General features: G+C 72.7%; 13 protein-coding genes. 8 read left to right on the top strand and 5 right to left on the bottom strand.

What is annotated here, in order from left to right; all coding sequences use genetic code 11:
- From ACN260_RS18845 to ACN260_RS18830, 4 genes are all read left to right on the top strand, one after another.
- Positions 1–504, top strand: a complete 504-nt coding sequence (locus tag ACN260_RS18845) for a hypothetical protein (RefSeq protein ID WP_422756753.1) — start codon at positions 1–3, stop codon at positions 502–504.
- 171 nt (positions 505–675) lie between these two features.
- The gene (gene pdxS, locus ACN260_RS18840) at positions 676–1,593 is read left to right on the top strand and encodes a pyridoxal 5'-phosphate synthase lyase subunit PdxS (RefSeq protein ID WP_422752353.1); all 918 of its coding nucleotides are present in this window, start codon (positions 676–678) and stop codon (positions 1,591–1,593) included.
- Positions 1,594–1,624: 31 nt separating this feature from the next.
- The gene (gene pdxT, locus ACN260_RS18835; RefSeq protein WP_422752352.1) at positions 1,625–2,230 is read left to right on the top strand and encodes a pyridoxal 5'-phosphate synthase glutaminase subunit PdxT; all 606 of its coding nucleotides are present in this window, start codon (positions 1,625–1,627) and stop codon (positions 2,228–2,230) included.
- 315 nt (positions 2,231–2,545) lie between these two features.
- Positions 2,546–3,298 carry a YebC/PmpR family DNA-binding transcriptional regulator gene (locus ACN260_RS18830; protein WP_422752351.1) on the top strand — a complete coding sequence of 251 codons (753 nt, stop codon included), beginning with the start codon at positions 2,546–2,548 and terminating at the stop codon, positions 3,296–3,298.
- Positions 3,299–3,420: 122 nt separating this feature from the next.
- Here the strand turns inward: ACN260_RS18830 and ACN260_RS18825 are convergent, their stop codons facing one another.
- From ACN260_RS18825 to ACN260_RS18815, 3 genes are all read right to left on the bottom strand, one after another.
- Positions 3,421–4,380: a permease prefix domain 1-containing protein gene (locus ACN260_RS18825; RefSeq protein WP_422752350.1), complete on the bottom strand. Its 960-nt coding sequence runs from the start codon at positions 4,378–4,380 to the stop codon at positions 3,421–3,423.
- Positions 4,377–4,718 carry a PadR family transcriptional regulator gene (locus ACN260_RS18820; RefSeq protein ID WP_422752349.1) on the bottom strand — a complete coding sequence of 114 codons (342 nt, stop codon included), beginning with the start codon at positions 4,716–4,718 and terminating at the stop codon, positions 4,377–4,379. The genes ACN260_RS18825 and ACN260_RS18820 overlap by 4 nt, the downstream gene beginning before the upstream one ends.
- 117 nt (positions 4,719–4,835) lie before the next feature.
- A complete protein-coding gene (locus ACN260_RS18815; RefSeq protein WP_422752348.1) occupies positions 4,836–5,450 on the bottom strand; it encodes a hypothetical protein in 615 nt (204 codons plus the stop codon).
- A gap of 134 nt (positions 5,451–5,584) precedes the next feature.
- Here ACN260_RS18815 and ACN260_RS18810 point away from each other — a divergent pair, with 134 nt between their 5' ends.
- Positions 5,585–6,985, top strand: a complete 1,401-nt coding sequence (locus tag ACN260_RS18810) for a protein kinase domain-containing protein (RefSeq protein WP_422752347.1) — start codon at positions 5,585–5,587, stop codon at positions 6,983–6,985.
- Here the strand turns inward: ACN260_RS18810 and ACN260_RS18805 are convergent.
- Positions 6,982–7,512, bottom strand: a complete 531-nt coding sequence (locus ACN260_RS18805) for a hypothetical protein (RefSeq protein ID WP_422752346.1) — start codon at positions 7,510–7,512, stop codon at positions 6,982–6,984. The genes ACN260_RS18810 and ACN260_RS18805 overlap by 4 nt on opposite strands.
- Positions 7,505–8,044, bottom strand: coding sequence for an RNA polymerase sigma factor (locus tag ACN260_RS18800; RefSeq protein WP_422752345.1), 540 nt, complete (start codon positions 8,042–8,044; stop codon positions 7,505–7,507). The genes ACN260_RS18805 and ACN260_RS18800 overlap by 8 nt, the downstream gene beginning before the upstream one ends.
- A 150-nt stretch (positions 8,045–8,194) precedes the next feature.
- Here ACN260_RS18800 and ACN260_RS18795 point away from each other — a divergent pair, with 150 nt between their 5' ends.
- The 3 genes from ACN260_RS18795 (at position 8,195) to dnaE (ending at position 14,254) form a co-directional block, all read left to right on the top strand.
- Positions 8,195–8,848, top strand: coding sequence for a TetR family transcriptional regulator (locus tag ACN260_RS18795; RefSeq protein ID WP_422752344.1), 654 nt, complete (start codon positions 8,195–8,197; stop codon positions 8,846–8,848).
- A gap of 10 nt (positions 8,849–8,858) precedes the next feature.
- Complete coding sequence (locus ACN260_RS18790) at positions 8,859–10,439, top strand: MDR family MFS transporter (protein ID WP_422752343.1); 1,581 nt, start codon at positions 8,859–8,861, stop codon at positions 10,437–10,439.
- 284 nt (positions 10,440–10,723) lie between these two features.
- Positions 10,724–14,254, top strand: coding sequence for a DNA polymerase III subunit alpha (dnaE, locus tag ACN260_RS18785; protein WP_422752342.1), 3,531 nt, complete (start codon positions 10,724–10,726; stop codon positions 14,252–14,254).
- Positions 14,255–14,277: the final 23 nt, after the last annotated feature.

Genomic DNA, 14,277 nt, shown 5'->3' with positions numbered 1-14,277 from the left:
CTGCCGCACCTGTGGGCGGTGCTGGCCACCGCGGTCCTGGTCGCCCTGCTGGCGGTCTACCTGGTCTGGACGGCCGGCCGGGTCGAGCGGTTGCAGACCCGGGCGGAGTCGGCGGCGCGCGCCCTCGACGCGCACCTCCTGCGCCGGGCCGCCGCCGCGGCGGTGCTGGCCGAGAAACGCTACGGCGTCGAGTTGTACGCGGCGGCCCGGATCGCCCTGGACGCCGTTCCCGAGGAGCGGGAGGCGGCCGAGAACGACCTCACCCGGCAACTGCGGGCGGTCCGGCTCGACCCGGCCGATCCGGCGTGCGAGGCGGTGATCGCGGCGAGCCGGCGGCTGGCGCTGTCCCGGCAGGTGCACACCGACCTGGTCCGGGACGCCCGCTCCGCGCGCAGCCGGCCGCTGGTGCGGTTGTGCCGGATGGGCCGCCGCCACCCGTGGCCGCGTTACTTCGACATCGACGACCCCACCCTGGCCCTGCCCGCCGACGTCCCGACGGGCTGACCCACGGCGTGCCGGCAGGGCGGCGGTCCGGGCCGCCGGTGGCGCTGCGCTGTCGGGTGACGCGGGCCACAGGGCAGGCCACCGTGGGGCCGATTGGCTGTCGGAACGGCGTCGCGGCGGTCGTAGCATCAGCCGGAACCCACCCCCAGCACGTCCGAGGAGTGATGAGCCGTGCCCGAAACGACCTCCCCGAACGCCGGTGACGCCCAGGCCCGGGGCACCGCCCGCGTCAAGCGGGGCATGGCCGAGATGCTCAAGGGCGGCGTGATCATGGACGTGGTCACCGCCGAACAGGCCAAGATCGCCGAGGATGCGGGCGCGGTGGCCGTGATGGCGCTGGAGCGGGTGCCGGCCGACATCCGGGCCCAGGGCGGCGTGTCCCGGATGAGCGACCCGGACATGATCGACGGCATCATCCGGGCCGTCTCCATCCCGGTGATGGCCAAGGCCCGCATCGGCCACTTCGTCGAGGCGCAGATCCTCCAGTCGCTCGGCGTCGACTACGTCGACGAGTCCGAGGTGCTGACCCCGGCCGACTACGCCAACCACATCGACAAGTGGCCGTTCACCGTCCCGTTCGTGTGCGGCGCGACCAACCTGGGCGAGGCGCTGCGCCGGATCACCGAGGGCGCGGCCATGATCCGCTCCAAGGGTGAGGCGGGCACCGGGGACGTCTCCAACGCCACCATGCACATGCGGAGGATCCGGCAGGAGATCGCCCGGCTCAGCTCGCTGCCGGCCGACGAGCTGTTCGTCGCGGCCAAGGAGTTGCAGGCCCCGTACGAGCTGGTCCGGGAGGTCGCCGAGACGGGCAAGCTGCCGGTGGTGCTGTTCACCGCGGGCGGCATCGCCACCCCGGCCGACGCCGCGATGATGATGCAGCTCGGCGCGGAGGGCGTCTTCGTCGGCTCCGGCATCTTCAAGTCGGGCAACCCGGCCCAGCGGGCCGCCGCGATCGTCAAGGCCACCACCTTCCACGACGACCCGGACGTGCTGGCCAAGGTTTCCCGGGGGCTGGGCGAGGCGATGGTCGGCATCAACGTCGACGAGATCCCGCAGCCGCACCGGCTCGCCGAGCGCGGCTGGTGACCCCGGGGGCACGACGTCGGGAGGGGCAGCCGTGCGCGGACCGGTGATCGGGGTGCTGGCGTTGCAGGGGGACGTCCGTGAGCACCTCACCGCCCTGGCCGGGGTCGGTGTCCACGCCCGCCCGGTGCGCCGACCGGCCGAGCTGGACGCGGTCGACGGGCTGGTCCTGCCCGGCGGGGAGTCCACCACGATGAGCAAGCTGGTGGACATCTTCGGCCTGCGGGAGCCGGTCGACAAGCGGATCGCCGCCGGGATGCCGGTCTACGGCTCCTGCGCCGGCATGATCATGTTGGCCGCCGAGGTGCTGGACGGCCGCCCCGACCAGCGGGGTTTCGCCGGCATCGGGATGACCGTGCGGCGCAACGCGTTCGGTCGCCAGGTGGACTCGTTCGAGGCCCCGGTACGCATCGCCGGGGTCGACGGGCCCGCGTTCCACGCCGTCTTCATCCGGGCCCCGTGGGTCGAGCGGGTCGATCCCGACGTCGAGGTGCTGGGCCGGGTCACCGGTGGGCCGGCGGTCGACCGGGTGGTCGCCGTCCGCCAGGGCAACCTGCTGGCCACCTCTTTCCACCCGGAGCTGACCGGCGACCTGCGCCTGCACCGCTACTTCGCCGACCTGGTCGCCGCCGCCCGCTGAGACGGCCGTCCGGCCGGGTCGCCCGGCCGCTGGGCCGGCCGGTCTCCCGACGGTGGCGGGCCCTCGCGACCGGGCCTGGGCCGGGCGCGGCCCCGACCCGGCCGGTCCGCGTGAGAAAACGGTCATTCGTGGTGATTTGCCGGTGACTCGGTGGTGGTGACGCGCCGGGTGTGACGGCGGGGTCGGTGCTCTCGGTAGGATTGCCGCGGTTCGGCGCGGGCACTGCCCGTCGCAGCCCTCCAACGCGGCCGGTGCTGGCCCGGAGTCGGCGCGGCCAGCCGACGCGAGGCGTGAGTCAACAGACGGAGGTACGAGATGTCCGGCCACTCTAAATGGGCGACCACCAAGCACAAGAAGGCCGTCATCGACGCCAAGCGCGGTAAGATGTTCGCCAAGCTGATCAAGAACGTCGAGGTGGCGGCCCGTACCGGCGGCGGCGACCCGGCCGGCAACCCGACCCTCTTCGACGCCATCCAGAAGGCCAAGAAGAGCTCGGTGCCGAACGACAACATCGACCGCGCGGTCAAGCGCGGCTCCGGCCTGGAGGCCGGCGGCGCCGACTGGCAGACCATCATGTACGAGGGGTACGGCCCGAACGGCGTGGCCATGCTGATCGAGTGCCTGACCGACAACCGCAACCGGGCCGCCACCGAGGTCCGTACCGCGCTGACCCGTAACGGTGGTTCGCTGGCCGACGCCGGCTCGGTGTCGTACATGTTCTCCCGCAAGGGGGTGGTGATCGTCCCCAAGGCCGACACCACCGAGGACGACGTGATGATGGCGGTCCTCGACGCCGGGGCCGAGGAGGTCAACGATCTCGGTGAGGCGTACGAGGTGGTCTCCGAGCCGACCGACCTGATCGCGGTCCGTACCGCCCTGCAGGAGTCCGGGATCGAGTACGAGTCGGCCGAGTCCTCGCTGATCCCCAGCGTCAACGTGCCGCTGGACGAGGACGGCGCGCGCAAGATCTTCAAGCTGATCGACGTGCTGGAGGACTGCGACGACGTGCAGAACGTCTACGCCAACTTCGACGTCCCGGACGACGTCATGGCGGCGGTGGACGCCTGACGGCGGCGCAGTGACGCCGGCGGGCCGGTCGGCGGGGAGTACGTCCCCGCCGACCGGCCCGTTGTGCGTGGTGCCGGTCCCGGTCCGACGCCCCCGTGTGCGTCGGACCGGGACCGGGGTTCTCAGGCGTCGATCCGGGTGGCGGATCGACGCGCCTTCAGCGCGCTGTCGACGAGGTCCCAGAGCGTGACCGCCACGATGACCACGACCGTGACCCGGGCGGCGACGTCGAGGCCGCCGTCGCGCAGCCAGCCGAACCGGGCGACCAGGTCCGGGTTGAGCAGCCGGTCGGTGAGCAGCAGCCAGATCATCGGTACGGCGAAGGCCAGGTCGAGCAGGGCGTTGGCCCCGACGAGCGGCCAGGTCCAGCGGCCGGTGCGGTACTTGGCCAACTCCAGTGCCACGCTGGCCACCAGTAGGGCGGCGAGCACCGGCAGCCAGGACGTCCACAGCGCCGGGTCGAGCAGCGGGATGCGCGTGCCGTCGGTGTCCCGGGCCCAGGACCGGAAGTGCTGCCAGGGCAGGAAGGCCAGGGTGAGCAGGATCATCGCCACCGAGGCGCAGGTGTCGGGGAGCCGGAATTCGCGCTCCACCGGGGCTTCGGGTAGCTGGTCGACGTTCCACTCGGGCAGGTCGAGGCGGGCGTTGGTGCGTTCCAGGATCGCGAAGCTCAGGGTCACCCAGAAGGCGATCTGCACCGCGGTCTGGAAGGCGGCGGTGATGCCCGACCCGATGGCCCCGCCCGGGTTGTCGCCGATGGTCGCCTGCGCCACGCCGACGACGACGCCTACCGCGCCGGGGATGACGGTCAGCAGCCGGCGCAGCAGTCGTTGCCAGATCAGGTAGTAGGCGGGCCCGATGAGTTGGAGCCGGCGGTCGGCGTAGCGGGCGGCCAGCCGCTCCGGGTGGCCCAGTTCGGTGAGCACCTCGCGTTCGGCGGTGGTCGGGTCCTGTCCGCCGCCGACCCGGTCGTCGACCATGTCCGCGATGGCGGCCCGCAACTCGGTGGCGATCTCCTCCCGCCGGGGCGCCGGCACCGCCCGCAGGGTGGCCGCGAGATAGCGGTCGGTCAGGGTGCTCATCGGTCGACTCCTTCGATCAGCCCGGTCACGGAGGTCTGCACGGCGGCGAGGTCGTCGAGCAGCCGGGCCAGCACCGTCTCGCCGTCGGCGCTGGTCCGGTAGAACTTGCGCGGCCGGCTCTCCTCGGTGTTCCACTCGCTGGTCAGCAGCCCCTGTTCCTCCAGTCGCCGCAGCAGCGGATAGAGGGTGTTGGCGTCGACCGGGAAGCCGTGCCCGGCGAGGCGTTGCAGCAGCGCGTAGCCGTAGTCGGGTTCGCGCAGGGCCAGCAGGCTGGCGACCACCACCGTGCCGCGGCGCAGCTCCTGGAGGTGGGTCCGCAGAACCTCGTCGTTGACCATGCGTCACACCATACTGTGTGCCACACACTAATGTCCAGCGATGCAGCAATGTGGGAACCGGCACCATGCGGGCCGGGGCGTCGGGGAAACCCCGACGCCCCGGCTCCGATGCGCTGGTCAGCAGGGGTGGCCCTGCCGGAAGGCCCGCTCGACGTGATCCGCCAGCCCGACCTGGAAGTAGCCGACGCCCGGCCGGATCGGGTGCCCGGTGAACAGCTCGACCCGGGTGCCGAACCGCACCAGGTACGCCGTGTCGTCCCCGGCGTCGTTGTGGATGAACTCGCCCCGGGGGCCGTAGATCCGCGCCACGTCGGCGAAGGACATGCCCACGCCCGCCCCGGCCGGCGAGCGGGGCGGTGCGGTGGCGGTACCGATCTCGACCAGCCGTCCGTTGCGGAAGGCCACCATGATCTTCCCGGCCCACTCGCCGGTGACGCCGGCCGTGACCACGCCCCGGCAGTCGACGGCCGTCCAGTCGATCAGTCCGGCCGCGGTGAGCCGGGTCAGTGACGCGCCGATCCGGAACGGCCCCGCCCCCCGGACGCTGAGCAGGTCGGTGCCGCCGGTCGAGCGCCCGGGGAGGCCGCCCGACCGCGGCTCGGCGGTGACCCCGGGTGCGAAGTCCACCGTGGACCCCGACCGGACGCCCGGATGCGCCCCGGCCGGTACCGCCGGCGCGACGACGGCCAGGGCCAGCACGCCGGTGAGCAGGATGGTGCGGAGACGATGCATGACAACTCCTTCGCGGGTACGGGTCTGTCGTTCTGTTGGTCTCCGCCGGACCGGAATCCGTTCGTCGGTTTTCCGACCGGCTCCGGTGGACACCGGCACCCGCCGACGCCGTACCGTGCGGTGGGGGTGGAACGATGGGCACTCCGGCGTGGATCGGGCCCTACCGGGTGCAACGGCTGCTCGGTGCGGGCTCCTTCGCGACCGTCTGGCTCGGTCACGATCCCGCTCTCGACTCCCGGGTGGCGATCAAGGTGCTGGCCGAGAACTGGAGTCACGACCTGCGGGTCCGCGAACGCTTCCGGGACGAGGCCCGGCTGCTGCGGCGGCTCGACCACCCCCGGCTGGTGCGGGTGCACGCGGTCGGCGAACTACCCGACGGCCGGCCGTACGCCGTGCTGGCCCTGGCCGACGGCGGAAGCCTGCGGGACCGGCTGGCCGCCGGGACACCCCCGGTGCCACCGGCCCTGGAGTTGCTCGACGAGATCGCCGCCGGGGTCGCCGTGCTGCACCGGGAGCGGGTGGTGCACCGTGACCTCACCCCGGGCAACGTGCTGTTCACCTCGACCGCCGACGGGGAACGGGTGGTCATCGCCGACCTCGGGCTGGCCAAGGCGCTCGCCGCCGCCTCCGGGCTGACCGCGCGCGCGGGCACGCCCGGCTACATGGCGCCCGAACAGGACGATCCGCTGGCCGTGGTGGACACCCGCTGCGACGTGTTCGGGCTGGGTCGGCTCGGCCTGCGGTTGCTCGGTGGCCCCGGCCCCCGGCCGCACCTGGACGGGGTGCCCGCGCCGGTGGTGGCGGTGCTGCGCCGGGCGACCGCGCCCCGTCCCGCCGACCGCTACCCCGACGCGGACGCCTTCCGGGCGGCGTTGTGCCGGGCCGCCGGGCCACCCGCCGGCCCCGCCACCCCGCGACCGGGCAAGGCGTTCCCGGCTGGGGAGGTGCGGCGGGTCGCCCGGGCGGGGTCGGCCGCCGGTCCCCGGGTGGCGCGCCGGCTGGGCCTGGCCGGGGCCGGTGCCCTGATCATGGTCGCGGTGGGTGTCACCGGCGGTGACGCCGCCCGGCCCACGGCCGACGGCCGGTGGGGCCGCAGCGGGCCGGTGAGCGTGCTCCTGCCGGCCGGGTGGCGGGCCGCCGGGACGGGTTGGGCCGGCCGGTACGACGCGCGGGGGCGGCTCGAACCGGCGCTCGTCGTCTCGCCCGACCCGGGCCGGTGGGCGACCGACCCGACCGTACCGGGGGCCTTCGTCGGCCTCTCCGCGACCCTGGGCCGACGCTCCACCCCGGCGGACTTCGTCGCGCAGCGTCCGCACGCCGACTGCGTGGCCGCCCCGGTACGGCGGGTCCGCCGGGGCGCGACGGTCTGGGTGGTCGCCCGGTTCGCCTGCCCGCAGGGCCGTCCGGTACTGGTCGAGGCCGCCGCCCGTGCCGGCCGGGCCGGGCTGCTCTACGCCCAGGTCGTCCCGCCGCCGGGCAGCGGGCCGGACGTCGTCGACGCGCTGCTGGCCGGGGTGGTCGTCCGGCCGGTCTAGACGACCACCACCGTGACCAGGTACGTCCTCCCGTCGTACGGGATGGTCACCCCGACCGTGCCGGCGCGCAGGAAGCGGAGGTCGACCACGCCGGCCTCGTAGTTCCGGTCGACCAGGTCCTCCCGGTCCACCGTGACCTCGCCGGGTCCGATCCCCTGGAGCCGGAGCACCCCGCCTACGCCCAGGCACAGCGACGTCAGCAGGGCCAGCTCGGTGTCGGCGAGGACCAGGTCGTAGCGGACCGCGCCCAGGCAGGCGCTCGGCCGGGGGCTCGCCGACGGTGGCCGGGTGGCCGGGGTCCGGTCGGGGGTGGACGGTGCCGGCGCGGCCCGCGTCGGCACCGCCGCCACGGTGCCCCGGGGTGGGGCGGTCGGGGTCGGGGCCACGGTGGTCGCCGGGGTGCTCGTCGGGATCGCCGTGGTCGACGTCGGTGGCCGGACCGGGAGCGGGGCGACCGGGGCCGAGCAGCCGGTCACCGGTACGAGCAGCAGCGCGGCGGCCAGCCACCGGCCGGTCCGTTCAGTCACCGGTCAACCGTTCCCGGACCTGGCGGCGGGCCTGGTGGACGCGGGACTTCACGGTGCCCTCCGGCACGTCGAGCAGGGTGGCGATCTCGGGGTAGGGCAGGCCGAGCAGGTCGCGCAGGGTCAGCGCCTCGGCCGCCTCGGGGCGGACCGCGTCCAGCGCGTCGAGCAGGTCGAGCCGGGTGCCGGCGACCACGCTGGTGCGCCGGGGGTCCGGCGGGTCGGGCAGCGGCACCCCGCCGGTCTCGACCTGCCAGCGTCGGCGCAGCGCCCGGTAGGTCGACCGGGCCCGGTTGGCGGTGAGCCGGTACAGCCAGGTGTGGAACGACGAGCGGCCCTCGAAGCGTCCGATGCCCCGGGCCACCGCGAGCAGGGCGTCCTGGCAGGCCTCCTCGGCGTCCTCCCGGTGGGGCAGTAGCCGGCCGCACAGCCGCAGCACCTCGGGGCGTACCGCCGTCAGCAGCGCGTCGAGGGCACCCGGCTCGCCCCGGGCGGCGGCGCGGGCCAGGTCGTCGATGTCGTCCGCGAGGAGCATGGCCGTCCCCCGACCGCCGTGGTGTGGTGCCGTCGAGGCTATGCCGCCGGGACCCAGCCGGGCCACCCCGGACCGGCGTGGCCCCGGTCGAGTTTCATGTCACACTGCGCAAGTTTGCAGGCACTGCACTTTTGTTCGTAGGCTCCCTGCGTGACCAGGGACGAGGGACTCGGACGGCGGGACCGCAAGAAGCGGCAGACCCGCGCCGCACTGGCCGCCGCCGCGCTGCGACTGGTCGCCGAGCGGGGGTTGGACCAGGTCACCGTCGAGGAGATCGCCGAAGCGGCGGACGTCTCCGCCCGGACCTTCTTCAACTACTTCGCCAGCAAGGACGACGCGCTGGTCGGCGACACCGCGGGCGACCGGGAACGGGTGCTGCGGGCGCTGGCCGCCGTACCGGCGCAGGTGCCGGCGTTGACGGCGATCCGGTCGGCCCTGGCCGGCGTGATCGACGACGTGGAGGGCGACGCCGCGCTGTGGCTGCTGCGGATGCAGGTGGTGATGCAGCACCCGATGCTGCTGGCCCGGCTGGTCTCCGGCAACGCGACGACCGAGCAGGCCATGGTCGAGGCACTCGCGGCGCGCACCGGTCACGACCCGGACGACGGGTATCCCGCCCTGGTGGTGGCGGTCACCGGGGCCGCGCTGCGCACCGCGATGGTCCGCTGGGCCACCGGCGGTGGGTCCCGCCCGCTGGCCGGACTGCTCGACGAGGCGTTCGCCGCCGTCGCCGCCGGGCTTCCCGACCCCCGTACCCCCGACCGGCCCGGCGCGACCGCGCCGGGCGTGCATCGAACCCGGTAAGGAAACGTCCATGACCGCAACTGCCGCGTCGACCCCGCCCGAGGCGGGCACCGGCCGGATGTCCCGCCGCGAGGTCCTCCAGGCCCTCTCCGGCCTGATGGTGGGCATGTTCGTGGCGATCCTCGCCTCGACGGTGGTGGCGAACGCGCTGCCGCGCATCATCGCCGAACTCAACGGCAGCCAGACCGTCTACACCTGGATCGTCACCACCGAGCTGCTGGCGATGACCGCCACCGTGCCGCTGTGGGGCAAGATGGCCGACCTCTACAGCAAGAAGCTGCTCATCCAGCTCTCGCTCGGCCTGTTCGTGGTCGGCTCGTTGATCGCCGGGCTCGCCCGCAACGTGGAGACCCTGCTGGCCAGCCGGATCGTGCAGGGCGTCGGCGCCGGTGGGATGACCGCCCTGGCGCTGATCGTCATGGCGGCCATGATCCCGCCCCGGGAACTGGGCCGGTACGCCGGCATCTTCGGCGCCGTGTTCGGCGTCGGCACGATCGCCGGCCCGCTGATCGGCGGCGTCATGGTCGACACCTCCTGGCTCGGCTGGCGCTGGTGCTTCCTGATCGGCGTGCCGTTCAGCCTGCTGTCGATCGTCCTGCTCCAGCGCACCCTGCACCTGCCGGTGGTCCGCCGCAGGGCCCGCATCGACTGGTGGGGCGCGCTGCTGATCACCGCGGGCGTGTCCACCCTGCTGGTCTGGTCGTCGCTGGCCGGGCACCGGTTCGCCTGGGCCTCGGGCTGGACGGCGCTGATGGTCGTCGGCGGGCTGGTGCTGCTGGCCCTGGCGGTCTGGGTCGAGTCGAAGGTGCCCGAGCCGATCATCCCGCTGCGGATCTTCCGCAGCCGTACGGTCACGCTGACCACGGTCGCCAGCGTGCTGGTCGGGGTGGCCCTCTTCGGCGGCACGGTCTTCCTGTCGCAGTACTTCCAGACCTCGCTGGGCAAGTCGCCGACCGTCGCCGGCCTGATGAGCCTGCCGATGATCCTCGGCCTGCTGGTCTCCTCCACGGTCGCCGGTCAGCTCATCACCCGGTTCGGCCGGTGGAAGGTCTACCTGGTGGCCGGGGCGGCCGTGATGACCGTCGGGATGCTGCTGCTGAGCACCATCGACGCCGACACCGGCGTGCCGTTGCTCTCGCTCTACATGGCGGTGCTCGGCACCGGCGTGGGCATGCTCATGCAGAACCTGGTCCTCGCCGCGCAGAACGACGTGCCCGCCCACGAACTCGGTGCGGCCACCTCGGTGCTGACCTTCTTCCGCAGCATGGGTGGTGCGATCGGGGTCAGCGCCCTCGGCGCGGTGCTGGCCAACCGGGTCACCGGCCTGATGACCGAGCAGCTCGGCCCCGCGGCCGGCGCCACCGGCGGCGGCACCACCGAGGTGCCCGACCTGTCCGCGCTGCCCGCCCCGGTCCTGGCGATCGTGCAGGAGGCGTACGCCACGGCCACCTCGGAGCTGTTCCTGATCGGTGCCCCGATCGCCCTGCTCGCCCTGGTCGCGGTCCTGTTCATCAGGGAGAAGCCGCTGCACGAGGTCAGCGGCGACGAGCGCGCCGAGCAGGAGGCGGCGGCCCTGACCGCGATGCACTAGCCGCCCCGCCGGGGTCCCGGCCGGCGTCCGCGCCGGCTGGGACCGGGGGGCCGGTCGCGCCGGCTGGGACCGGGGGGCCGGTCGCGCCGGCTGGGACCGGGGGGCCGGTCGCGCCGGCTGGGACCGGGGGGCCGGTCGCGCCGGCCCGGACGGCTGCGCAGCGGCCCGGTCGCACCGGCCGGGACCGCCCCGGAGCGGCGTGCAGGGCGCTCTCCGGCCGGCCGGTAGGGTGGGCCGGTCGAACCGACAGCTGGTCTGATCCACACCGCCGGGGGGCGTCACGCATGGGTGATTCGTTCGCGCATCTGCACGTGCACACCGAGTATTCGATGCTCGACGGGGCGGCCCGGCTGAAGGACCTCTTCGCCGAGGCCAACCGGCTGGGGATGCCGGCGGTGGCGATCACCGACCACGGCAACATGCACGGCGCGAACGACTTCTACAAGCAGGCCATGGCCGCCGGCATCACCCCGATCCTCGGCGTCGAGGCGTACGTGGCGCCGGAGTCGCGCTTCCACAAGGCCCGGGTCAAGTGGGGCCGCCCCGAGCAGAAGAGCGACGACGTCTCCGGTAACGGCGCGATCACCCACAAGACCATGTGGGCGCGCAACGCGCAGGGCCTGAAGAACCTGTTCACCCTCAACTCCCGGGCGTCCATGGAGGGGCACTACGTCAAGTGGCCCCGGATGGACATGGAGCTGATCGCCGAGCACGCCGAGGGCATCATGGCCACCACCGGCTGCCCGTCCGGCGCGGTGCAGACCCGGCTGCGGCTGGGCCAGTTCGACGAGGCGCTCAAGGTCGCCGCCGCCTACCAGGACATCTTCGGCAAGGAGAACTACTTCCTGGAGATCATGGACCACGGGCTCTCCATCGAGCAGCGGGTCCGCGACGATCTGATCACCATCGCCCGCAAGCTGGACATTCCGCCGGTGGTCACCAACGACTCGCACTACACCCACGAGGCGCAGGCCGAGGCGCACGACGTGCTGCTCTGCGTGCAGACCGGCAGCAACGTCGCCGACCCGAACCGGTTCCGCTTCGAGGGCGGCGGCTACTTCGTCAAGTCCGCCGACCAGATGCGCGCGGTCGACTCCTCGGAGTTCTGGCAGCAGGGCTGCCGCAACACCCTGCTGGTGGCCGAGAAGGTCGACCCGAGCGGGATGTTCGAGTTCCACAACCTGATGCCGCGGTTCCCGGTGCCCGAGGGGGAGACCGAGGAGTCCTGGTTCCGCAAGGAGACCTTCAAGGGGCTGGCCCGCCGCTACCCGGGGGGCATCCCCGAGGGGCACGTGGTGCAGGCCGAGTACGAGCTGGGCGTCATCAACCAGATGGGCTTCCCGTCGTACTTCCTGGTGGTGGCCGACTTCATCCAGTGGGCCAAGAGCCAGGGCATCGCGGTCGGCCCCGGCCGTGGCTCGGCGGCCGGTTCGCTCGTCGCGTACGCGTTGGGCATCACCGACCTGGACCCGATCCCGCACGGGCTGATCTTCGAGCGGTTCCTCAACCCCGAGCGGGTCTCGATGCCGGACGTCGACATCGACTTCGACGAGCGTCGGCGCGGCGAGGTGATCAAGTACGTGACCGACAAGTGGGGTGAGGACAAGGTCGCCCAGATCGCCACCTTCGGCACGATCAAGGCGAAGGCCGCGATCAAGGACTCGGCCCGGGTCCTCGGCTTCCCGTACGCGGTCGGTGACCGGATCACCAAGGCGATGCCCCCGGCGGTGATGGGCAAGGACATCCCGCTCACCGGCATCTTCGACCCGAAGCACCCCCGCTACGCCGAGGCCGGCGAGATCCGCGGCCTCTACGAGACCGACCCGGACGTCCGCAAGGTGATCGACACCGCCAAGGGCATCGAGGGGCTGATCCGGCAGACCGGCGTGCACGCCGCCGGCGTGATCATGTCCGCCGAGCCGATCATCGACCACATCCCGCTGATGCGCCGGGACGCCGACGGGGTGATCATCACCCAGTTCGACTACCCGACCTGCGAGTCGCTCGGGCTGCTGAAGATGGACTTCCTCGGCCTGCGCAACCTGACGATCATCGACGACGCGGTCAAGAACATCCAGCTCAACCACGGCCGGGAACTCGACCTGCTGGGCCTGCCGCTGGACGACAAGCCCGCCTACGAACTGCTCGCCCGGGGTGACACCCTCGGGGTGTTCCAACTCGACGGCGGGCCGATGCGCTCGCTGCTGCGGCTGATGAAGCCGGACAACTTCGAGGACATCTCGGCCGTGCTGGCGCTCTACCGGCCCGGCCCGATGGGCGTCGACTCGCACACCAACTACGCGCTGCGCAAGAACGGCCTCCAGGAGATCACCCCGATCCACCCGGAGCTGGAGGAGCCGCTGCGGGAGATCCTCGCGCCCACCCACGGCCTGATCGTCTACCAGGAGCAGGTGCAGCGCGCCGCGCAGATCCTCGCCGGCTACACCCTCGGCCAGGCCGACCTGCTGCGCCGGGCGATGGGCAAGAAGAAGAAGGAGATCCTCGACAAGGAGTTCATCCCGTTCCGCGACGGCTGCCGCGAGCGCGGCTACTCCGACGAGGCCATCCAGGCCGTGTGGGACGTCCTGGTGCCGTTCGCCGGGTACGCCTTCAACAAGGCCCACTCGGCGGCGTACGGCCTGGTGTCGTACTGGACGGCGTACCTCAAGGCGCACTACCCGGCCGAGTACATGGCGGCGCTGCTGACCTCCGTCGGTGACGACAAGGACAAGATGGCGCTCTACCTGTCGGAGTGCCGCCGGATGCGCATCCAGGTGCTGCCGCCGGACGTGAACACCTCCGCCGGCCCGTTCACCCCGGTCGGCAAGGACATCCGATTCGGCCTCGCGGCGGTGCGCAACGTCGGGGCGAACGTGGTCGCGGCGATCATGCGGTGTCGCGACGAGAAGGGCGAGTACACCGACTTCTACGACTTCCTGTCCAAGGTCGACGCGGTGGTCTGCAACAAGAAGACCATCGAATCCCTGATCAAGGCGGGTGCGTTCGACTCGCTGGGGCACACCCGCAAGGGCCTGCTCGCCGTGCACGCTGACGCCATCGACGCCTTCGCCGACGTCAAGCGCAAGGAGGCCGTCGGCCAGTACGACCTGTTCGGGGCCGGCTTCGGTGACGCCGACACCGGCAGCACCACCGTGATGCCGACCATCGGCGACGCCGAGTGGGACAAGCGGGACAAGCTCGCCTTCGAGCGCGAGATGCTCGGCCTCTACGTCTCCGACCACCCGCTGTTCGGCCTGGAGCACGTCCTGGGTGCGGCGGCCGACACCACCATCGCCGCGCTGTCGGAGGAGGGCACCGTGCCCGACGGCGCGGTGGTCACCCTGGCCGGCATCCTCTCCGGCGTGCAGCGCCGGGTCACCAAGCAGGGGCGGGCCTGGGCCTCGGCCGCGCTGGAGGACCTGGCCGGCGGGGTGGAGACGCTGTTCTTCCCGAACACCTACGAGGTGATCGGCCAGTACATCGCCGAGGACGCGATCGTGGTGGTCAAGGGCCGGGTGGACCGGCGCGACGACACCCCCCGGATCATGGCGATGGACATGTCCATGCCGGACGTCACCAGCGCCCCCGGCAGCAAGCCGGTGACGCTGACCATCCCGGTGCACCGGTGCACGCCGCCGCTGGTGGAACGGCTGAAGGAGACCCTGGTGCTGCACCCGGGCGACACCGAGGTGCACGTCAAGCTGCTCAACGGCGGCAAGGTGACCACCCTGCGGCTCGGCCCGTTCCGGGTGGCCGCCACCACCGCGCTGATGGGTGACCTCAAGAGCGTCCTCGGCCCGGCCAACGTGAGCTGACCGCCGGGCGGTGGCCACCACCG

Origin of the sequence: Micromonospora sp. WMMD708 (assembly GCF_049315245.1) — a bacterium.
GTDB classification, from domain to species: domain Bacteria; phylum Actinomycetota; class Actinomycetes; order Mycobacteriales; family Micromonosporaceae; genus Micromonospora; species Micromonospora wenchangensis.
Note: the sequence above shows the minus strand (reverse complement) of the source record. Positions and strands in the feature narration are given on the sequence as shown.

Bases quoted from the DNA above. Each gene is read 5' to 3' on its own strand.
- ACN260_RS18830 (WP_422752351.1), top strand. From the start codon at position 2,546: ATGTCCGGCCACTCTAAATGGGCGACCACCAAGCACAAGAAGGCCGTC.
- ACN260_RS18825 (WP_422752350.1), bottom strand. From the start codon at position 4,380: ATGAGCACCCTGACCGACCGCTATCTCGCGGCCACCCTGCGGGCGGTG.
- ACN260_RS18820 (WP_422752349.1), bottom strand. From the start codon at position 4,718: ATGGTCAACGACGAGGTTCTGCGGACCCACCTCCAGGAGCTGCGCCGC.
- ACN260_RS18815 (WP_422752348.1), bottom strand. From the start codon at position 5,450: ATGCATCGTCTCCGCACCATCCTGCTCACCGGCGTGCTGGCCCTGGCC.
- ACN260_RS18810 (WP_422752347.1), top strand. From the start codon at position 5,585: ATGGGCACTCCGGCGTGGATCGGGCCCTACCGGGTGCAACGGCTGCTC.
- ACN260_RS18800 (WP_422752345.1), bottom strand. From the start codon at position 8,044: ATGCTCCTCGCGGACGACATCGACGACCTGGCCCGCGCCGCCGCCCGG.
- ACN260_RS18790 (WP_422752343.1), top strand. From the start codon at position 8,859: ATGACCGCAACTGCCGCGTCGACCCCGCCCGAGGCGGGCACCGGCCGG.
- dnaE (WP_422752342.1), top strand. From the start codon at position 10,724: ATGGGTGATTCGTTCGCGCATCTGCACGTGCACACCGAGTATTCGATG.